Annotated in this window: 17 protein-coding genes and 1 pseudogene; 4 read left to right on the top strand and 14 right to left on the bottom strand. The window is 45.6% G+C overall.

Features of this window, described 5'->3' with window-relative positions; translation table 11 throughout:
• Nucleotides 1-119: 119 nt before the first annotated feature.
• From K4039_RS12890 to K4039_RS12865, 6 genes are all read right to left on the bottom strand, one after another.
• On the bottom strand, nucleotides 120-632 hold the full coding sequence (locus K4039_RS12890; protein WP_265235581.1) for a DUF4112 domain-containing protein: 513 nt from the start codon (nucleotides 630-632) through the stop codon (nucleotides 120-122).
• 325 nt (nucleotides 633-957) lie between these two features.
• The gene (gene dnaK / locus K4039_RS12885) at nucleotides 958-2,841 is read right to left on the bottom strand and encodes a molecular chaperone DnaK (protein ID WP_265235580.1); all 1,884 of its coding nucleotides are present in this window, start codon (nucleotides 2,839-2,841) and stop codon (nucleotides 958-960) included.
• 584 nt (nucleotides 2,842-3,425) lie between these two features.
• Nucleotides 3,426-6,125: a tetratricopeptide repeat protein gene (locus K4039_RS12880; protein WP_265235579.1), complete on the bottom strand. Its 2,700-nt coding sequence runs from the start codon at nucleotides 6,123-6,125 to the stop codon at nucleotides 3,426-3,428.
• Between the two features lie 117 nt (nucleotides 6,126-6,242).
• Complete coding sequence (locus K4039_RS12875) at nucleotides 6,243-6,416, bottom strand: hypothetical protein (protein ID WP_265235578.1); 174 nt, start codon at nucleotides 6,414-6,416, stop codon at nucleotides 6,243-6,245.
• Nucleotides 6,417-6,479: 63 nt separating this feature from the next.
• Nucleotides 6,480-6,779, bottom strand: a complete 300-nt coding sequence (locus K4039_RS12870; RefSeq protein WP_265235577.1) for a hypothetical protein — start codon at nucleotides 6,777-6,779, stop codon at nucleotides 6,480-6,482.
• A gap of 138 nt (nucleotides 6,780-6,917) precedes the next feature.
• Nucleotides 6,918-7,520: a hypothetical protein gene (locus K4039_RS12865; protein ID WP_265235576.1), complete on the bottom strand. Its 603-nt coding sequence runs from the start codon at nucleotides 7,518-7,520 to the stop codon at nucleotides 6,918-6,920.
• Nucleotides 7,521-7,602: 82 nt separating this feature from the next.
• On the opposite strand from K4039_RS12865, the gene K4039_RS12860 reads away from it, so the two are divergent.
• Both K4039_RS12860 and K4039_RS12855 read left to right on the top strand, forming a co-directional pair.
• Nucleotides 7,603-8,502, top strand: coding sequence for a hypothetical protein (locus K4039_RS12860; RefSeq protein ID WP_265235575.1), 900 nt, complete (start codon nucleotides 7,603-7,605; stop codon nucleotides 8,500-8,502).
• 247 nt (nucleotides 8,503-8,749) lie between these two features.
• Entirely contained in the window at nucleotides 8,750-9,400 is a 651-nt protein-coding gene (locus K4039_RS12855) for a Uma2 family endonuclease (protein WP_265235574.1), read from the top strand.
• Between the two features lie 200 nt (nucleotides 9,401-9,600).
• Here the strand turns inward: K4039_RS12855 and K4039_RS12850 are convergent, their stop codons facing one another.
• The gene (locus K4039_RS12850; protein WP_265235573.1) at nucleotides 9,601-10,023 is read right to left on the bottom strand and encodes a hypothetical protein; all 423 of its coding nucleotides are present in this window, start codon (nucleotides 10,021-10,023) and stop codon (nucleotides 9,601-9,603) included.
• 196 nt (nucleotides 10,024-10,219) lie between these two features.
• Here K4039_RS12850 and K4039_RS12845 point away from each other — a divergent pair, with 196 nt between their 5' ends.
• The gene (locus K4039_RS12845) at nucleotides 10,220-10,405 is read left to right on the top strand and encodes a hypothetical protein (protein WP_265235572.1); all 186 of its coding nucleotides are present in this window, start codon (nucleotides 10,220-10,222) and stop codon (nucleotides 10,403-10,405) included.
• A gap of 32 nt (nucleotides 10,406-10,437) precedes the next feature.
• Nucleotides 10,438-11,196, top strand: a complete 759-nt coding sequence (locus tag K4039_RS12840; protein WP_265235571.1) for a DUF429 domain-containing protein — start codon at nucleotides 10,438-10,440, stop codon at nucleotides 11,194-11,196.
• A gap of 96 nt (nucleotides 11,197-11,292) precedes the next feature.
• Here the strand turns inward: K4039_RS12840 and glgP are convergent, their stop codons facing one another.
• From glgP to K4039_RS12805, 7 genes and pseudogenes are all read right to left on the bottom strand, one after another.
• The gene (gene glgP, locus K4039_RS12835) at nucleotides 11,293-13,851 is read right to left on the bottom strand and encodes an alpha-glucan family phosphorylase (protein ID WP_265235584.1); all 2,559 of its coding nucleotides are present in this window, start codon (nucleotides 13,849-13,851) and stop codon (nucleotides 11,293-11,295) included.
• A gap of 184 nt (nucleotides 13,852-14,035) precedes the next feature.
• Nucleotides 14,036-14,539, bottom strand: a complete 504-nt coding sequence (locus K4039_RS12830; RefSeq protein ID WP_265235583.1) for an EAL domain-containing protein — start codon at nucleotides 14,537-14,539, stop codon at nucleotides 14,036-14,038.
• A gap of 63 nt (nucleotides 14,540-14,602) precedes the next feature.
• Nucleotides 14,603-15,328, bottom strand: a pseudogene (locus K4039_RS12825) (IS1 family transposase).
• 183 nt (nucleotides 15,329-15,511) lie between these two features.
• Entirely contained in the window at nucleotides 15,512-15,766 is a 255-nt protein-coding gene (locus tag K4039_RS12820; protein ID WP_265235570.1) for a hypothetical protein, read from the bottom strand.
• 84 nt (nucleotides 15,767-15,850) lie between these two features.
• Nucleotides 15,851-16,951: a PepSY domain-containing protein gene (locus K4039_RS12815; protein ID WP_265235569.1), complete on the bottom strand. Its 1,101-nt coding sequence runs from the start codon at nucleotides 16,949-16,951 to the stop codon at nucleotides 15,851-15,853.
• A gap of 356 nt (nucleotides 16,952-17,307) precedes the next feature.
• On the bottom strand, nucleotides 17,308-17,997 hold the full coding sequence (locus K4039_RS12810) for a hypothetical protein (RefSeq protein WP_265235568.1): 690 nt from the start codon (nucleotides 17,995-17,997) through the stop codon (nucleotides 17,308-17,310).
• Between the two features lie 62 nt (nucleotides 17,998-18,059).
• On the bottom strand, nucleotides 18,060-20,903 hold the full coding sequence (locus tag K4039_RS12805) for a TonB-dependent receptor (RefSeq protein ID WP_265235567.1): 2,844 nt from the start codon (nucleotides 20,901-20,903) through the stop codon (nucleotides 18,060-18,062).
• Between the last annotated feature and the right edge of the window lie 644 nt (nucleotides 20,904-21,547).

Here is a 21,547-nt window from a genome sequence, read left to right as displayed (position 1 = left end):
CAGTAGGGGCGCTTTGATTTCGCCTTTGAAGGTTCGTATTTGGACTCTTCAAGAATCCCCTCGCATGCACGGCATGGGGAGTATCAAATTGAGATGTAATCATAACCTAAACCCCAAAATCAACCGCCTGTCAGTGCCCTAAATAACCACCCTAAAAGCATCACACTCAAGAAAATCACGCCTCCGACAATTAACGTCAAACCTAACAGCAAAGCCGCGACAAATAACCAGTCAGCTTTTTTACTAGGTTCCGGGCTACCTAAATGAGCATCTAGCAATTCTATATTCTTGACATTAGCTTTCCAAGCAACATCAAATAAGTCTCCAGCAACCGGTACAGTGCCGGCAACTGTATCAAATACGATGTTAGCAGCCATTTGGATTAGGGTTTCTTGCGGTACTCCGAGTTGCGCGGATTTAAACACAACATAACCTGCAAAAATTGATCCGATTAAATCGCCACCGCCCGGTATAAGTCCTAGTATCGGATCGAGTCCGATGCGGTAACGGGTGCCGGGAATGGGAATTGCATTGTCGAGTAAGTGGCTGATGCGGCGGAGACGGCGCAAGGATGCAATCTGGGATTTGTTGAGTGTATTTGTGGCGGGAGTTTGTATGGGAGAACGTGACATTTGATTGCTCTCGATTGCGATATTACTGCTATTTTATGATTTTTATTGAAGCATATTATAGCTTTTTTACTATGTCTCAAGCAAGATTTTTTCTAATAATATTTATGACAAGTCTTACTACAAAACATTTTTGGGGCTTGTTTTCTCAACTATTGTCGCTTGGTGCGTCGCTATGAGATTGTCGATTAAATTTAGGGATTTTTTATGGCGACGCACCCTACAAATAATATTGCATGATTTTTCATAAACAGAAACCCGGTTTTTCTTCAAAACCGGGTTTCTTGCTTCTAGCTGCCTGTGGTCAGTTTAACCGGGAAAGCCCGATCTATTTGCCTTCAGTAAAGTCAGCATCAATCACGTCATCGCCGCCGTCAGTCGGGCCGCCAGTTGGGCCGCCAGTGGAGCCGTCTGCTTGCTGGTACAGGCTGCTGCTGACTGCGTAGAATGCTTGTTGCAACTCGGTTGTCAGCGTCTTGATGGCTGCGTCGTCTTCTTTTTCGACGGCCTCCCGCAAGTCTTTGATCAAGCCTTCAACCTTAGTCTTGTCAGCATCAGGAACCTTATCGCCCAATTCTGCCAACTGCTTCTCAATTTGATAAGCTAAGGAGTCTGCTTGGTTTTTGCGATCGATCCGTTCGCGACGTTCCTTGTCAGCAGCCGCATTCGATTCGGCTTCTCTCACCATGCGATCGACTTCATTGCTGGGCAAAGTAGAAGCACCAGTAATGCTAATCGATTGTTCCTTGCCAGTACCTTTATCCTTAGCAGCTACATTCAAAATACCGTTAGCATCGATATCAAATGTAACTTCAATTTGAGGTACGCCACGGGGGGCTGGGGGAACTCCATCTAAGCGGAAAGTGCCTAAATCCTTGTTGTCATTGGCCATTTCCCGTTCGCCTTGCAAAACGTGAATTTCCACGTTAGTTTGGCCGTCTACAGCCGTCGAGAAAGTTTCCGACTTCTTGGTAGGAATTGTGGTGTTGCGAGGAATGATTTTGGTCATCACGCCGCCCAAGGTTTCGACACCGAGAGACAGCGGGGTAACGTCGAGCAACAAGATGTCTTTGACTTCGCCTGCGAGCACGCCAGCTTGAATTGCTGCACCGACTGCAACCACTTCATCCGGGTTTACCGTTTGGTTGGGGTCTTTGCCGAGGATCTTTTTGACAAGCTCTTGCACGGCTGGAATGCGTGTAGAACCACCAACTAAGACGACTTCGTTAATTGCAGATTTGTCGAGTTTGGCGTCGCGGATTGCGTTTTCTACGGGAATGCGAGAGCGATCGATCAAATCAGAACAAAGCTCTTCAAACTTGCCGCGAGTCAAGGTGGTGTCCAAGTGTTTTGGTCCGTCTTGAGTCGCAGTAATAAACGGCAAGTTGATTTCTGCTTGAGTAACACTCGACAGTTCAATCTTGGCTTTTTCGGCTGCTTCCGTCAGGCGTTGCAGTGCTTGTTTGTCTTTGCGGAGGTCAATTCCTTCGGCTCTTTGGAAGTCATTAGCGATGAAATCGACGATTTTTTTGTCGAAGTCGTCACCGCCGAGGTGAGTGTCTCCAGAAGTTGCTAGCACTTCAAATACGCCGTCGCCGACTTCGAGAATTGATACGTCGAAAGTACCGCCGCCCAAGTCAAATACGAGGATGGTTTCGTTGCTCTTTTTATCTAATCCGTAGGCTAAAGCGGCTGCTGTAGGTTCGTTAATAATCCGCAGAACTTCAATACCGGCAATTTTTCCAGCGTCTTTAGTAGCTTGGCGCTGGGAGTCATTGAAGTACGCGGGTACTGTAATTACCGCTTGGGTAACAGTTTCACCCAGGTATTTGCTGGCGTCTTCTACAAGTTTCCGCAACACTTGCGCGGAAATTTCTTCGGGAGCAAATTGTTTGCCGCGGGCTGGACAGTCGAGTTTGAGGCTGTTGCCGACTTTCAGGACTTTGTAGGAAACTTCAGTGGTTTCGTGGGTTACTTCGTCAACCCGACGCCCGATAAACCGTTTTACTGAGTAAAAGGTGTTTTCGGCGTTCATCACGGCTTGACGCTTGGCGATTTGTCCGACGAGTTGATCGCCATTTTTAGCATAAGCGACTACGGAAGGTGTGGTGCGACCCCCTTCGGCGTTGGCTATGACGGTGGGTTTGCCGCCTTCCATAACTGCGACGCAGGAGTTTGTGGTACCTAAGTCAATTCCAACTACTTTTCCCATAGGGGTGTTCCGGCTCCAATATCTACAAAATTTTGGTTTTCTATCTGTGTGATAGTCTGGTTATTCAGGACTGCGATTCTACCTCGCGGTTTACGGGTAGTCAGTTCTGCTTTAATACAGTCTTCGATAGGGTACTTATCTCTATACTGCGGGCGGTTAGACCTTGCGATGAAGGTGTATTTACCGAACCTGTTGGGGGACGGTTGCATCGGTGAGGCTTTTACTGCTACAGCTTTGGACTGCTTTTGTTTACTCTTCCTAATGTACGGCGTGCGATCGATTTGGGCATTGTGGCAAACCGTATACGTTGTGTTGTATTTGCCGTCTTGCGTGTATAAATTTGGTTGGGCCCCTTTGGGCGATTCCCTACGGGATAGGATCTTTTGGATGGCCAATAGAAGATAGGACGTACGGTTGAAACCGCGTCTACACAGAAGATAGGACGTACGGTTGAAACCGCGTCTACACAAACGATGTCCGCCTCCGCGGACTGAAGATAATGTAATTTTAATCGTCTTGTCTTCAACCCGCGGAGGCGGGTTTTGTTTGTATCGACGCGGTTTCAACCGCCGGGTGTTCAACCGCTACCGCGCATCGCCAATTAAAATAAACGGCGACCAATAAAAAGGATGGCGAGTGATTTGACTCAATTTAGCTTGCCGCAAAGCTTCCCCTTTGCTCATGCCTTTATTGATATTTTGATAAAATGCCACCATCAATTCTTGAGTAGCTGTATCATCAACACTCCAGAGACTCGCCATCACAGCTTTTGCACCCGCACGCTCAAAAATATAGGCAATTCCCGATATTTCTTCGCCGTTGGAATTCGCTTGCAAAGCTGTTTGACACGCGCTTAAGGTGAGGAGTCTGGTGTTTTGCAATCCTAATAACGCGGCATCGGCAATATTGAATTGAGTGTCAGCAAATAGCAGTGTATTTGCTTTCATGTCCAATTTTTGACAGCCTTCCGGTTGGAAACAGCCGTGAGTTGCTAGGTGCAGAAAGGGAAAGCGGGAGGCTTGGCTTTTGAACTGAGCGAGGGTGGCGGCATTGCCGATATAGGCGGAACTGCCGGGGAATAATTGAGCGATATTTCTCACTTCGGCTTCGGAACCGGGTAGATTTTGCGGATTGCGGGGGACGGGATTTCCTAATGCTAATATGCCGCCTTGTAATGTGGAATCGGGAATTGACCTGGTAGAAATGCGGGTGAGATAGTTGACGGGATATTTCTCGATTAAGTATTTCTCGGTTTGCTTGTCTAAAAGGGCTTCAAACGGGAGATAACGCAATTTTCCTGTGGCGATGATGCTCAATTGTTTGGGAGAGAATGCCTGTATTTGGTCTTCTACTGGGCGAATCAGGAGGTCGTATAGTTGGCGGCTAGTTTCTTTGTAACCTTTGCCTTCGCTTGACAGTTGTTCGCGGTATTGAGTGATGAGTTTGTCGAATTCTTCAGGGTTTATCGCAATTTTTTTAACACTTAAACTGTCTTTTGTCAAGACAAATATGGCGATGGTATTGGGAACATTTTTGACATTTGTGAGTAAGACTGGTTGAATGACTACGGTTCCGGGTGAGATACTGGCTTTCAATTGGGCGATGTCTTTGGGTTTGGTTTCAAAGAGTTCGGCGACTTCTGGGAAACTGCGGGAGATTTGTTCTGCTTGGCGGTTGACTTCTGTTTCTAATTCCCGCATTTGTCGGGAGAGATTGTCTGAGGGTTTGTCTTGGAATTGGCGATAGAGGTATTGCAGTTGTTGATTTTTTTGATTCCATTCGTCTATGGCTTTTTGTGCTTGGGGGTTGGCGACTTTGGCGTTAATTAAGCGGGTGTAGTCGGCTAGATCGGCTGTGGTGGCGATGTTGACCCATTGAAAAGCGCGATCGGCTTGGTTTTGGTCGATGAGGAGGGATGTGAGGGCGATGGGAGTTCCTCTTTCACCTTCTAAAAACTTTTGGCGATTTTCCCGTTGTAAACCACTCCGTATTCCTAGGGTAATATTGAGGGATTGCTCCCAATTTTTGATGGCATCAGTAGGTTTATTCGTATCTTGGTAAACTGTACCAATATTACTCAAAGTAGCAGCTTCAAAGGCGCGATCGCCCACTTCTCGTGTAATCGCCAAAGCTTGGTTGTAGTATTTCAATGCTTCTTGCGGTTGAGAAATGCTGTTGTAGACTGCACCAATATTATTCAAAGTAGCAGATTCCCCCGCGCGATCGCCCACTTCTCGCCTAATCGGCAAAGCTTGGTTAAAGTATTTCAATGCCTCTTGCGGTTGAGAAATGCTGTCGTAGACTGCACCAATATTATTCAAAGTAGCAGATTCCCCCGCGCGATCGCCCACTTCTCGCCTAATCGGCAAAGCTTGGTTAAAGTATTTCAAAGCCTCTTGTGGTTGAGAAATGCTGCCGTAGACTGCACCAATATTATTCAAAGTATTAGCTTCCCCCGCGCGATCACTCACTGACCGCAAAATCGGCAAAGCTTGGTTGTAGTATTTCAATGCCTCTTGCGGTTGAGAAATGCTGTAGTAGACTAAACCAATATTATTCAAAGTAGCAGCTTCCTCAGAGGGAGCGCCCACTGACCGCAAAATCGGCAAAGCTTGGTTAAAGTATTTCAAAGCTTCTTGCGGCTGAGAAATGCTGTTGTAGACTGCACCAATATTAGTCAAAGTAGTAGCTTCCCCCGCGCGATCATTCACTTCCCGTCTAATCGGCAAAGCTTGGTTGTAGTATTTCAATGCCTCTTGCGGTTGAGAAATGCTGTAGTAGACTAAACCAATATTATTCAAAGTAGCAGCTTCCCCCCTGGGAGCGCTCACTGATCGCAAAATTGGTAAAGCTTGGTTATAGTATTTCAATGCTTCTTGTGGTTGGGAGATGCTGTTGTACACTGCACCAATATTATTCAAAATAATAGCAACGCCTACGCGATCGTCTATTTGCCGCGTAATTAGTAAAGCTTGAGTATAGTATTTCAACGCTTCTTGCGGTTGGGATATCCTGTCGTAGTTAAAACCAATAGAATTGAGTGTCATAGCTTCACTCCGTTTCTCTTTCAATTGTCGTACAATGGTTAGAGCTTGCTGCAATGTTTCTATTGCCTGTCGCGCTTGTCCTTGCCTTTCTTGTTGCTGTGCTTGCTGTTGGAGTTGCTTTAATTCTTCAACCTGTGAATCTCGACTTTGCCCCCAACTAGGTTGCACCATCAGCGGCACAGTCAGAGGAGTCAAACACACACCCAAAGCCAAAACACTGATGATAATTCGTTTCATTACCTTACCTACTTCTCCTCATTAAATTAACCAATCGTCTAATTCTTCAAAAAGTCTATTGGTCTGCCAAAATAACTATGCCGCTCTCTATCAATTTCGGCAAAAATTTCTCCCAGTTCATTCAGTCTTGTATTTCCAAGCTCCCAATATTTGATGTAAACGTTTCAGCCTTTCCTCATTGTTTGTTCGCGGAGCATCCGGCACCTCAATCAGAACTTCTGAACCATCAGGAATATTCAGGCTTTCTGAAATTTCTATAATATTACCCCGTTTGATGCCTTTTATTTGCATAGTTATCTGTCTTTTTTAACTAGCTTTTATCGATTGTAACACTAGGAGCATCGCCGATCTATACTATTTATCCCGAACTCCCTCAAAAACCTCCGGCTCAATTCCTTCTTCTTCCAAATTGTTTTCTTGCCGAAACTTTTGAACTGCTTCCCAAAAATTCTGAGGTCGATCGATATGGCGTTCTTTCTCAATTTCATCTAAAGTTTCTGGTTCAACTTCTGGTTTGATGCCTTGAATGTGAATTGCTTGAGATTGCATCCTTTGTCTGAGATGAATTGCAGATATTAGGTCAGACCAAGTAAAATTTTCAGGCAACTTATCAATTAAACTCAGGGCTTCTTCTTTAAGATTGATGGTTTCCATCGGTTTTAGTAAAGAGAGTTTGTATTTTAATTCTACAGGGTTTACACACTCCGACCAAAGAAACCGGGTTTTTATCGAATCTGCGGGCTGCAACGAAATATTTTCGTGAAAAACCCGGTTTCTGGCCCCGCAATGGACTCAATACGGAGTTGCTGTAATTGTCATCGTCTTTTTCTTCACATCAAACTGCATTTCATCCACGACATATTGTCGCGTATTTTTCCCGTTTCCCAGCATGATTTGCCTAATATAGTCCAAATCGTCAGCAGAAATAACAGACCCTAGATTTAACTCTGCTTGACCTTTGTCCGGCGGATTTAGCAGGCGAAAAGCATTCATGGGAATACCGCGCCAAGTCTCTGTACGGTTTGCTGGTGGACGCTCGCCCCGAACAATCGGCCCTCCCTTAGCGCTATAAACAACCGCATTGTTGGCAAACACGATTTTCTCAACTTGACTTAAAGGTAACGATCGCGTATCCCGTCCTCGCTGTATCACTAATTTTTGCCCTTTCTCATCAATCTGTACAACTCGACCGCCGTTTTTTTGCCCCCCTTTCATCACAATTTCTGCATCCGTGGGCAATGCTACGGGTATGGGCTGGCTGGCCTTAGCCTGTGCTTGTACAGATGGCAAATTTGGTTTCTGAACTTCCTGACTGGCTGCATTGACTTGTGCCGCCATACCCGCCGTTACTGTAAAAAGTGCTACAACTAAAAAAGAAAGTGTTTTGCGTTTCATAGTCCCCTAAACCCCCTTCAAGGGTAAGCGTTAACCCGCTACGATTATAAAATTATACTTCACATCCCTTGAAGGTGATTCCGTGTCCGCTACTCCCGAACCTACTCCCGAATCGAATATCTTAGGCAACTTTGCCAGTGTTGTTGGCTTACTTGGTGCCGCCCTATTTTTCACGGGCTGGATTTATCGCTGGTCGTATTTTTACTTTTTTCAGATACAGGTAACGACTCTCGATTTACCTGTCGAATCGTTTTTTATGGCGCCGCTTCAGGTTTTTTTAGCTGATGGGCCGACGATATTCAGAAGTGCGATCGCGATTCTACTCACAGCCCTCGGTATTTACCTCACTTTGTGGCTGGTTAATAGTATAAACCATAAATTTGCTACTACAATCAATCGGAGAAATCGACGGTGGCGTTTCTATGCTCGCAGAAGAAGATTATGGTTGCTGCTTCGCTTCTTGAAGTCTTGGCAGCGATTTAATATCAATAGATATAACTCAATCAAATTACTGCGATCGCTCGTTGATGAAATTATAATCGTCAGTTGGGTATTGCTGGTTTTGTTCTGGTCAGCTTACCACCAAGGAATTACCGATGCCCGACACGATGCCAGCGAAACTTCTGCTTTACCTGCTGTCACTTTAATAGCCAAGGAAGACAACCTTGCTTTAGGAAGAAAACTTGAACATGTGTTTGAAAACCCTTCGGCGAAAGACTATAAAGAGTATAGAATAATTGGCGATAAAGGTTTATTTGATGATTTAGTAGACAAGACAGACACAGATGCTACCAACTCCAAGGAACCAAGAATTTGGCGGTTGCTTCTGCAAAGAGGAAACTGGATTTATCTGTTTCCCGCTTTAACGAATGAACAGCAAAAAGACCCTGACGCTCGCCCTCCAGTAGTTGCGGTTCAACAAAGTCAATCCGGCGATCAATTGCTGATACTCAGTCCCACACCTTCTCAACCGCCCAAATAAAATCGCTGTGGGGCGATCGCCAATACCCTAGAAACCCGGTTTTTTATTTGTTTTTAGGAAAAGGCGATCGCCCTATTTCCAAACATCAGGTTAATGAAATGCGATCGGCTACTCGTCAGTTGCTTCAATATTCGGTTTGAGAGTCATGCTATAATTTAGGAAGAGGTAAGAAAAATATGGATTCCTTCGGAGGAGATCACAAAGCATTCCATCGCAAATCCAACACCCTCTCCAGAAATTAAAACCTATGACTGCTACCATATCCGTCACAATCCCCATTAAAAATATTCAGCTTGACCCAGGTAGTTTAATGACTATCCGCGATGTCACATGGGATCAATTTGAAGCGATTCTAGAAGAAAGAGAAGCAGCAGGAATCAGGACGAGAATCGCTTATATTAAAGGAACACTAGAAATTATGTCGCCCCTTCCAATCCACGAAAGACCGCACCGAATTATTGGTCATATAGTTACCACCCTACTCGATATCCAAGAGCGAGATTGGGAAGACTTTGGTTCGACAACCTTTAGAAAGAAAGCCAAACAAGCAGGACTCGAACCAGATACCTGTTTTTACATCCAAAATGCTGAGGAAGTGCGCGATCGCCAAAGAATAGATCTGACTGTAGATCCGCCTCCTGACTTGGCAATTGAAGCAGATGTAACATCCCTGACTGCTCTCGATATCTATGAAGCATTAGAGGTTCCAGAAGTGTGGATCTATACTGAAAAAAAATTTACCATTAACGTTCTTATTGACGGGAAGTATGTTGAATCTTCTAGTAGTCCTACTTTTCCCAACTTACCGATTCTGGAGTTAATTCCTCAGTTGGTCGATCGAGCATTCACCGAAGGTAGCAGTAAAATGCTGAGAGAATTGAGAAAGCAGATGAGTTAGGCAAATAACAGTAGATCGGGTTTGCGTCTCGATCGAGATGGTCGTTTATTGCGGACGCGAATCGAAATAAAGTCGGCGCGGGTCGATCGCCCATAATACCCAAGAAACCGGGTTTTTATCTCATCTGTCGGCTATAACCAAAGATTTTAGTAAAAAACCCGGTTTCTGACTGTCGGCGCGTCTACGACTATCCTGGTTCTTTAAACAGCAGACACCCACACAACCTCAAACACCCCGTCAGGAACAAACCGACACAAAGCCCTCAAACGATCGTCCGCATCTTGGCGGTTAAAAAAACGAGCAATTGTGTAATGCTGAGCATTCGGCAAAATCCGCACGATCGCCCAAGAATTGCGATCGTCCCCCACAATCGGAGAATTGGCATTTCTGAGAGTGTTGAGATAACGGGCGATCGCACTACCTTTAATATTCGCCGCCACGCGCTCAATCACCATCCCCACCAAGCTTTCCAGCTCCTGCTGAGTCAACTGCGCGCGATCGGCATCAAAATCGTCATCCGAGTAGCAGCGGATGCGTGACAGCAGTTGCGTCACGCCAAAGTCATCCAAAGCTTGTTGATAGCCGCGAGTATATTCGCTCTCGTCGCTTCCAGGCTTTATCATAGAAATTGTCTCCTTGCGTATGTGGGGGGCCAGAAGCCAGCGAAGAACTTTCCTAGGGATCGCGCTGGCTTTTGACTTGCTCACAGTATATCACTTAAACGCCACATATGTGTAACGTATATGACGCAATCTAGACAAGACAGTCCATATACAGCACAATGACGATCGCCCTAAACACAAAAATACTGAGCCTCGGATGACCAAACGCTTAACAACTTATTTGGCTGATGGAATCTATGACATCCTGGAAGACTGGGCAAATCAGGAACGCCGTTCAATCAGCAGCTTAGCAGCCTTCGTTTTAGAACAAGCAGCTAGAGAATATCAAAAGGAAATGAAACAACAGCCCCCGCCATCGGATGAAAAACCGGAAAAAAATTGAGTGCGGTTTGGGCGATCGCCCTTTAAACAACTATGAAATTTATCGGCATCGATTTAGGTTGGAGTTCCGGCGCCAGCGGTTTGTGCTGCTTAAATTGGGAAAATAACCAATTACAATTCATCGAGTGCGATCGCCTCTTAGCAACCAACGACATCCTCATCTGGATCGACACCCAAATCTCCCCAACCGAACCAGCCATCATCGCCGTAGATGCCCCCACAATCATCAGCAATCCATCAGGAATGCGCGAAGCCGACAAACTCACCCACAAACACTTCGGGCGCTACCACGCAGGCTGCTATCCCGCCAACCTTTCCCGCCCCTTCGCCCAAAAAACAGTAGAATTTGGCCTCAGTTTAGAAGCCAGAGGATTTATCCACGCACCGATCATAGAAGCTAAGAAATTAGGGCGATATCAAATAGAAGTCTATCCCCATCCAGCCACAATCAATCTATTTCAATTAGAACGAATAATCAAATACAAAAAAGGAAAACTGGCAGAGCGTCAACTAGAATTGATGAAACTATGCCAGTATATTATCGATATTTTACCGAGCCTTGAACCCTCTCTAAATCTGTCTTGTGGCACAGGCATCTTGCCTGTGAGCCTTGGCGGTTCAAAACTCCCCGAAATCCCCACCAGTGTTGCAACTCTCAAAGCCTTAGAAGACCAGCTAGATGCCTTGCTGTGCGCTTATATCGGCGCGCACTGGTGGTACTGGGGAATCGAGCGGAATCTCGTATTGGGCGATCGCACAACCGGCTACATAGTCATTCCCCAACCTCAATAAGAAGATAGGAAAAATAGCACAATCGCCCATTGACAACAGTTAACAGTTAACAGTCAACAGTCAACAGTTAACAGTTAACAGTCAACAGTCAACTGACTAATGCGCCCAGAGAATCACACCAGCTTCATAGGGGCTGCTGAGATTATCGTGCTTAGGCAAAACGCGCAAGGACAAACCTTGTAAACCGCTAGAAGTATAAGTAATGTCAGCCGTATAAAGGCTAGCATTGTGAGAATCTTCTCCCAAATACTCCATTACCACCGGCACGCCACCGACAATATCGCCGTTAGCATCAACCGAACCTTGATAAAGTTCAACTTGCACATCCGCAGGCGTCAATCCCATCAGATTGATGCGAGATTTAACCGCGATCAACTGATTGACCTTAACTTCCTTATCCTGGGAAATATCAACAGCCTCAATCTTAATGTCTTTCCACTTCGCGAGAAGGTGCTTCTTCCAGTGAGACAACTCCTTGGCCGGAGCGCACCCGTCAGAAGTCATGGTGTGGAATCGATCGCTCACCGGGAAATAAGCCCGCCGCGCGTAATCCTTCACCATCCGAGCCGTATTGAAGAAAGGACAGTTCAAGCTAATCGAATCCTTCATTTTCTCCGTCCAACCGCGAGGAATTCCATCAGCATCTCGGTTGTAAAACAGCGGTACAACTTCCTTTTCCATCAAGTCGTACAAAGCATTCGCTTCAACCTCATCCTGATACTCAGTATCTTCGTAAAACTCCCCATGCCCGATCGGCCAACCAGTGCGAACGTAATCCGCCTCATCCCACCAACCGTCAAGAATACTTAGATTAGGCAAACCATTCATCGAAGCCTTCATCCCCGAAGTACCCGAAGCCTCACGGGGGCGGCGCGGCGTATTCAGCCACACATCGCAGCCGGACACCATCATCCGAGCCACGTTAATGTCGTAATTCGGCAGAAACACCATCGAACTGATAGTTTCGTGCTCGCGGATAAAGTGAACGATATCCCGAATCAATTCCTTACCCGGAATATCCATCGGGTGAGCCTTCCCAGCAATCACAAACTGGACGGGGCAGTTTTTGTCGCGCATGATCCGCATAATGCGATCGACATCGCGCAAAAACAGCGTCGCCCGCTTATAAGTAGCAAAACGGCGCGCAAACCCGATCGTCAGCACCTTCGGATTGAGAGCCTCGCGCGCGGGTTCGATTTCCGTTTGAGCAGCACCACGCTCACGCAGAGTCTTTTGCAGCCACTCCCGCGCGAATACCACCAACTCCGATCGACAGCGTTCGTGATTCCGCCACAATTCCTCGTCAGGAATCGACGAAATCCTGTCCCACAGGCGATCGTCCTGGCCGGTCATTTCCCAATCCGGGCCAAGATAGCGATCGTACAATTCCTGAGTAGACTTCGCCACACAACTGCGAGCGTGCACCCCGTTGGTAATCGAAGTAATCGGCACTTCTTCGATCGGCAAACCAGGCCAAAGTCCGCCAAACATCGGGCGCGACACCACACCGTGCAAAGCCGCCACCCCATTGACAAAACTCGACATCTTAATTGCCAAAATTGCCATATTCAGAGGTGCGGACAAATCGCCAACATTCTCCCGGCCCAACGCCAGAAACTCATCTTGCGACAAGCCAAACATCCTGGGATACTGGCCCAGATAGTGCATCACCATATCCGGTTCAAACAAGTCAAACCCAGCAGGCACAGGCGTGTGAGTCGTAAACATACTGCTGGAAACCACCACCTGTTCCGCTTCCACGAAACTCAGGTGATATTCCTCCATCAGCATCCGTATGCGTTCCAAAGCCATGAAAGCCGCGTGGCCTTCATTCATGTGATAAGCCGTAACAGTCAAGCCCAAAGCCTTGAGCATTTTCACGCCGCCGATACCCAGCATGATTTCCTGGTGCATCCGCAGAGTTTTGTCACCGCCGTAGAGTTGGTCAGTAATATCTTGGTCGTAGCGGCTGTTAGGTTCAATATTTGTATCCATCAAGTACAAAGGAACTGTCCCCACTTGTACTCGCCAAATCCGCGCGTACACCTTGCGGCCTGGATAGTCTACCTCAATCCGCAATTCCGAACCGTCGGGATTGCGTTCTAGGTGGAGCGGCATATTGTAGAAATCGTTCAGCGGATAGCGTTCTTGCTGCCAGCCGTCGGCGTTGAGATACTGCGAAAAATAGCCTTCTTGGTAGAGCAAGCCCACACCAGCCAAGGGCAAGCCTAAGTCGCTAGCAGATTTGAGGTGGTCTCCCGCGAGCACGCCCAAACCGCCGGAATAGATGGGTAGGGCTTTCACTAAGCCGAATTCCATCGAAAAGTAAGCGTAACATTCTTGCTTGTCTGTACCGCGCTGTTTGCGATACCAGGCGCGGTTTTTGAGATAATCCTCTAACTGCTGGGCGGCTCGTTTCATTTGGGCAATGAAGCCGTCGTCTTCTGCCATTTCTTGCAGTCGCTCTTGAGAGATGGTTCCGAGCATCAGCACCGGGTTTTGGTTGCTGGAGTCCCACAGGTCTCGATCGAGGCGGCGGAATAAGTCTTTGGTGTCAACGTTCCAATCCCAGTGCAGGTTATAGGCAAGCTTGCGTAGGGGTTCGAGAATTGCCGGTAGCGACGGGGAAACGTTAAATGTGCGAATTGGCTGCATAGACAAAGCCTTTATGTTGGGGTAGCGATATTTTCCTCTGTCTTTTGGCACAAATCCGTTATTCTGAACATTATTTTAATTTTTAAGTGGCGCGGGCGATCGATCGCACAAGACACGGCGGTTGAAACCGCGTCGATACAAACAAAACCCAGATGGTGCGTGGGTTGAAGAAGACACGGCGGTCTCAACCGCCGTCTTTCTCTGATCTTTGTCCGCGGAGGCGGACATCGTTAGTTTCCACGCCTTCGGCCACCACGCTCAAATTCAAATCTCGTCCCAGCGTCGCTACAGCATTCGCGATCGCCCGTTCGCACGGATCTGTCGTCAGCCCGCTAACAAAAGATTTATCAATTTTCAAGATATTCAACGGAAACTTTGTGAGATAACTTAGAGAACAATAACCTGTGCCAAAATCGTCCAGCACAATCTGCACTCCCATATTCTGCAAATCCCTTAGAATTTTTGTGGTATAATCCACATCTTGCATTGCTGTAGTCTCGGTAATTTCTAACTCTAAATATTTTTGTGATAAACCCGTTTTTTTCAAGCAATCCGTCACCATTTGCACTAAATTAAATTGCTGGAACTGCCTGACCGAAAATTTGACTGCTACCCGCAAATCAGGTTGCAAAGCATCCTGCCAAGCTTTATTCTGAGTGCAGGCCGTTTGCAGCACCCATTCGCCAATAGCGGTAGTCCCATGAAGGAAAGGATCAAGATGATAAAACCGAATTCAAAGAAAAGTAGGCATCTAGAGTTGTAAATTAGCATTATAATGATGCACAAAACGCTCTCCGGGAAGCAATATGATTTTCCAATTTGTTAGAGAAGGATAAGCTCTTTCTCACCAAGCGAAATACTCGTTGTCGAAGGGTGCAGTTGAATCGCTCGATATAGCTGGTACAACCACTATTTTTGTCTACACTGCGATGACGTTTACGCTTACAATACAGAATCATAGGCACTCCAATGGTCAGTATAAATTACTGCACATTGACGGTAAACTGGTGGCATTGAATTCCATAAGGCCTGAGCTGATACTGCGCTACGATCGACAATGTGTACACCAACAATTTCCCTAGTCTGGGCATCCAATGCCAGCCAGACCCACTGCTGATTTCCTTTATTGTCCACAAACTACCATAACTCCTCCATCTGAACATTCAGGCGCTCGCCTTGGCTTGGGACTCCGCGACACTTGCTTCTTAACAACAAGAGCTTGGGCATTTACGTAGCGCTGAACTTTATCTTCTGACACTTTTAGCACCCGATCAATCCCCGCCTAAGAAATACGTTCAAGTAGCATCCGTGACATTAATTCCTGTTGTTGTTTGGTAATCGCTTTCCACATCGGATTCAGAACAAATTGACGACCACATTCTCGATATTTGTAGTTTTGTTTACGATGCCGAGTTTGACCATTACGACTAACTTCTCCTGAGCCACAATTGGGGCAAGGATGAATTTCTACTTTCATATCACCAATGGCAAACACTTCTCTCTAATAGTCGCTTACTCCATCCTTTCCTTCAGGGCACTACCGTTATTTCTTACTGGTGGGATTGACTTTTTTAACTTCTTTGCCTGCAATGTTACATCCAGCAGCGGGTTAATATTGAGCAGTCGCCGCGCGCCTCCACTTGCGGACGATCCAAATCTGTCAAATCGTAACTCGCGCGGCACAAATTCGCTGCTTCCACCGTTTTCGCGTCAATAAGTGCGATCGCCCTCTGCTGTCAGCTAACTGTAGCACTATTTTATGAAATTGGTATAAGAGTTTTGCGATCGCTAGCGCGTGCAGTATCAAATACCAAGTCCGAATTATTTTTTGGAGGGCGTTGCTAAACTTGAATATGAATTCAGATTGTTCGCTATCAACCGACGAGGATTTACAGGCTTCATAGTCATCAACCATAAACCTAGTTAAATCGTAAATTTCTAGTTAAAAATAGTCAACTTTTCATAATAACCAGGTTTCTTTCTTGTGAGTAAATCCTGCTTAAGAAAGCCGATTTGACTCAGTTTGATTTGCCAGTAATTGGGATGTTGATTCCCGTCTGGCATTCAGCCACCGTCTCCGTTCCCAATTCACCGAACCAGTGATTAATAAAATACTGGGTATTAAGCCGATGAATACATAGAGAATGCGACTGTAAATTCCGCCAAAAAGACCAAAATGAAGAGTGCCGATCGCAATCATAAACTTGAACATCGGTGGCGGTTCTACAACGCGATTGACTGTCAACACTTCCCCACTATATCGGTTCAGTTCTACATTACTCATAGCAAATCGAATTAACTCGTGAGGAAGTTGCTTGCTAACCGTAATTTTTTCTGGTTCATGTTCGTCAAAAACTACATAAGTCGTTTTTCCATCCGGCATGGCTGCATCAGCTTTGCGTAACAGTTCACTTAAAGCTATGGGTTGTTTCGCAGGGGGCAAGACTTTTGCCAATTGCGGAGATTGATTGAATGAAGATTGCAGAACTAAAAATGACAAGCTCGCACCTGTAACAGCCATAATTAGTAAAAATGTACTTGATAAAATGCCTCCAACTTGATGGATATCGTAACTTAATAATGGTAGTGGTGCAGTCGTGCGAACTGTCAAGCCTGTTTTCAACTTTCGCCAACCACTCCACAATATTATCCCTGTAATTACGATTAGTAAAAATAGCAAGCCAGTTATACCGACAGCCACCATTCCCACTTGACCTATCGCTAATTTGTAGTGGAAGTTGTAGAGAAATCCAATTGGAGAATTATCCCACTTTCTCGCTCCCAAAATCTTAGCCGTGTAAGGATTAACAAATGTATCTAAGCTTTCTCCGTCTTGGGCTTTTATTGTGATCTGATAGCTGCCATCCGGCGTTTGAGGAAAGCGAATTGACTCTAAAGGGAAATTAGGATAAGCAGCTTGCACTGGTGCGATCATTTGATCCAGCGAGACTAGCTTTGCTTGGGGAACAACTCGCATGAAAGATGGGTGAATCGCGCGATCTAGTTCCTGGTGAAATACAAGGGCGCTACCAGTCAAACTAATCACAGTTAGTAATAGCCCGATCGCAATCGCAATCGAACCATGTATTGTTAGTATCAATTTGCGAATTTTCATGGTGAAAAAAATGATTAAGTATCAAACAAAACAAACTTTATGACTTTTTGAGATGGCATTTAGGGTTTGTCTCCTGCTACTACAGATTAACCGTATCTAATGCCTAGCATTGCCAATAAAAAGAGTGAGATTTATTAGCGGGATTGGAGCGCGACTATTCCATAATGTTTCTGGTTTTACGGTAAGCTCTATTGATTTCTTATTTTTTTTCTAAAGTTGATGTGAGTTATGTTTTTTGGGGTTTTTAACTACGATCGGGGGCGGGTTTACAGGCTCCTATAGCGCTTGATTACAGATATTAGTAAACCCGCCCCGGAGCGAAATTATGGTAAATTAACCTGTCACTCTCCTGTGCCGCACTTAGTTTTGCCACCACCACAATAAGTGGCAAACCAAGGACTAAATTTAGTCGCATCCTCTGGATCTTTGGTCATATTCACCAGCGTTGCAAAACTAGATGGCTTACTGGCATAACGAAAGTGCATATGTATTGGTTCACCATTTGCTTCACCATGCGGCGGGACGAAACTGAGATACTGGAACTTATTGCAGTTTGGATCTTGCTTTTCCTGTTTCACCAACTCAAATAAATCCCAAGTCATTTTGTCTTCGGCGTAATACTTGGAATCGCCAGTTGCACCCATGTAGACATACTGACAATTCCGTGCGATTGGTTTTTTCCCGGCTGCATCTTTGTAGAAGCTAAATTTCTCCATTTTTTCGATATCAATGCGTTTGGGATTGCGCGGATCTTTGACAGAGTTCTGGTGTTCTGTGTTGAGATTAAACACGCCATTAAATCCTAAATAAGGGAATTTGTAGGCATTCATAGAAATCACCTGAGTGGCTATAGGTGATGGCGCAATTTTTGGGGGCGCTTGATCAACAGCCTTTTCAGGGGTGCTTGAAGCGTTTGTTGTAGCTTTTTGAACATCAGGTTGATTTGCTTGTGGTTGATTTGATTCGGCTTGACACGCGATCGCTACTAACCCACTTACAACGAGAATTGCATTAAGTTGAAATCGTTTCATGGATGTCTCCTGCTCTAAAAAATCAAAACTTGATTGAGTTGTTTCCCAATTGTCAAAAAACATCAAAATTTCACGGAAAATGAACCAATTACTGTCAATGGTTCACCAGGCTGATTGCCAGAAGCTCTGCTACCCGTAACAGATTCAATGTAGTTGACATTGAACAGATTTTTGATATTGATGGCAGCTCGCCAATTATCGCGCTGATAAAAAACAGCAGCATTGGGGAGGAAATAACTATCCACTTGAAAGCTGTTAGGTAAATCCCCTTGTCTCTCGCCCACATAGCTGAACCCAACTCCCAAGCCTAAACCCTGCAAGTCGCCGCTTTGAATTTCATAAGTTGTCCACAGACTACCGCTATGTTTGGGAACATTAAACAATCTGTTGCCAACCAGAGATCGGTCTGTATCTGCTGTAACTTCAGCGTCCGTATAGGCGTAAGCAGCAATAATATTCCACCCTGGCAAAATTTGTCCCGAAATATCGAGTTCAACACCACGACTTTGCTGTTCCCCAGAGGCAATTGAGAATAAAGAATTATTCGGATCGGTGACAGCAACGTTTTGTTTTGTAATGTCAAAGTATGCCAAAGTAGCGGCAAGTCTTCTGTCGAACAACTCAGCTTTGACACCGACTTCGTAACCCGATCCGGTTTCGGGTTCGATCAGACCGCCCCCGGCTGTTGTTGCCGAACCTGGATTAAAAGAGCGCGAATAACTCGCATAAAGAGAAATTTCGGGAATGGGTTGATAAACAATACCGAGGCGGGGGGTAAAATCATTGTAATTTTGAGTTGTTTCGCTTCCTTCACCTGAGTCGTTTCTTTGCTCTGCGGTGTCATAGCGAAGACCTGCTAGTAGCTTTAAATTATCGAAGATTGAAATTTGATCTTGCACGTAGAAACCATATCGGCTTGTTTCTATCTTATTCGATCCAAAAGAAGCTAGTGTATCTTCATCTGGTTTGGGAACTGATCTGTAAACCGGATTGAAAATATTGACGGGGATCGGTGTTTCAAAATCACCGACTGTGGAAAGTCTTTGATCGCTGTAGCTGATGTCTGCACCAAATATGAGGGTGTGTTGGATTGAACCTGTAGCAAAATCGCCGACGATGTTTGTTTGGAGGGTGTAGTTTTTATTTTGGGAGTCTTGAGAAGCCCAAAAGAGATCGGTGGTGGCAGTTTTTTCATCAAAGCCAAGTTCTTGAAGACCGATTACATTGAAATCGAAGTTGTAGGATGCGTAGCGAAACGCATTTCTTAGCTTCCAGTTGTCACTGAAACGGTACTCGAAATTGTAGCCAACATTCAAATCTTGGGTTTCGATCGCATCATCGGGATCGCTAGCAACGCGATCGCGCGGAACATCAACAACCCGACGACCAAGAACAACCAGTCCATTATCAGCAGCCCGCTTATCATCGATGTATTCTAGAGAAACTGTCAAGTCAGCGCGATCGCTTATTTTCCAGGTCAGTGTCGGTGCAATAGATAACCGCTGATTGTCTTGGGTAAAGCCCCGATAACTATCACTTGTTTGGTACAATCCGTTGACGCGGTACAGCAGGCTGCGATCTGAGGTTAAGGGGCCGGAGATGTCAAACCGGGGCCGGACAAAAGTCTGGTTTCCCAGTTGCAGTTCTGCTTCGTAGAAAGGTTCTGACAGCGGTTGTTTTGATACTAAGTTAATTAAACCCCCTGGTTGAATCTCACCGTACAAAATTGAAGCTGGCCCTTTGAGAACTTCAACACGATCGAGGTTGGCGACTTCTGGAAAAGACCCAAAACTACTATATCGCCTGAACCCATCTCGCAAGATAGGGGCATCGTTAAAACCTCGAAGGCCGAATTCGCTACCCCGACCTGTAACAGTTCCGCCGTATGTGACACCGCTAACGTTGCGGAGTGCTTCATCTAAGCGGGTAACTTGTTGATCTTGTATCACTTCTTGAGGAACTACTTGGATCGATTGAGGAATATCTCGAATTGGGGTGTCTGTGCGGGTGGCGGAAGAAGCGTTGGGCTGTAGATAAGGAGTTTGCTGATTGCCCGTGACAATGATATTAATTTTTTCTGTGCTGACACTCAGAACTAAACCGCTGGCGCTTCTGAGTACGCCTGCTGTTGGCAAATTTTCTTGACCCGTGATGCTGATGCGGATACTACTAGCATCAACCTGAGTCACCGTGACTAAATTAATTCCCTCAAATGGATTTTGGGCCCGAAATTCTTGACCATCAGGTAGAACTAATTGAGCATTGGAAATCTCAGCTATCAAAGTTTTGCCCTCAGTCCTGGTTTTCGCTTGCAGGACTTGCCCCTCTGCTGAAACTAAAATGACTTCTAAACCTGCCTGTGTTGGGTTCAATCGCACGCCTGTTACTTGTACGACTGATTGAGAGATTTGCACAACATCTGAAAAGTTGCTCAAACTCGGTCTTGACGGATGTAATAAGCTTTCTACACTGGTATTCGGACGAGCTATTTCGTCGAGTTTGGGTATTGCTGCTGTGGGTTCTTTTGCCGGTGCTGTCGGTTCAATATTAGGAAGAGGATTCGGGCGATCGCCATCCGGCTTGGGAGCAAATGTCAAGTCAGAATTGGATTTTTGGTCGTTGTTTTCTGTATTGTGCTTGACTTCTAACTCCTCGCTTTCAGATGAGGGCCTTTCTTCGATGGTTTTTTGGGGCTCGATCGCAGAAGCCATCGCCCACCATTGAGATTGAGTGCGATCGTCCTCTTTTGAGGGATTTATTGAACTCAGATCGGGGGCACTCTCAGGCGCAGTTTCACCAGAGTCTGGGTTAGCGCCGTCAGAGAAACTCCTTGGCCCAACTGCTGCTACTGGCATGATACCAACGCCGAGCAGCGCCACACAAAAAAACGGCAAACACAGTTTCATTTCCACACCACACACTTAAAAAAACTTGAGACGCTACACCATCTGTCGCGGGGTGAATGCACCGATTGAGCTGCACTCTGGTCACTTGACTGTGCTGAAAACCTACCTACACAAACACGGAAACCAAGTCTGTGAGTAACAGGCGTAGCTATGCTGCGATCGTAGTTTCAATCTAGTTTCCTGACATGAGGGACGATGCTCTCGGGTCGCAGTCAACAACCCAGTAATTATTGCATATTATTTGCAGTAGCCTTATTAAAATAAATAAACTCTTTGCAAATGTCAAGTAAATAGTGATTTAATTTTTGATCAAGTTTGTTTTGTTTTTGGCAAAACTTCACTGGCGTACTGCCGACAAGTTAGGGGCGTTGTTGGAATCCCCCGCGCTTTAAGCTGCAAATCCGTTGAAAATTGGCTTCTAGATTGGATGAGTCCGTTGCTTTACACAATAAAACTTATGATTTTCTAGTTTTAGATTAAAAATAATTATGTATAAGTGCTTGCCAAAAGCGATTATTTAGCTTTTGAGAATTTAGGTTAATTAATAATTAGTCTGAATCAGGTCTAGTCACACCTAAAAACGTTTTGAAGAAACGATCGCAGTTACCGGCCGTGCGATCGCTCGCAAACTGGTATCGGCTCAG

The sequence above is a fragment of the Lyngbya sp. CCAP 1446/10 genome, from assembly GCF_026130175.1.
GTDB lineage: Bacteria > Cyanobacteriota > Cyanobacteriia > Cyanobacteriales > Microcoleaceae > Microcoleus.
Note: the sequence above shows the minus strand (reverse complement) of the source record. Positions and strands in the feature narration are given on the sequence as shown.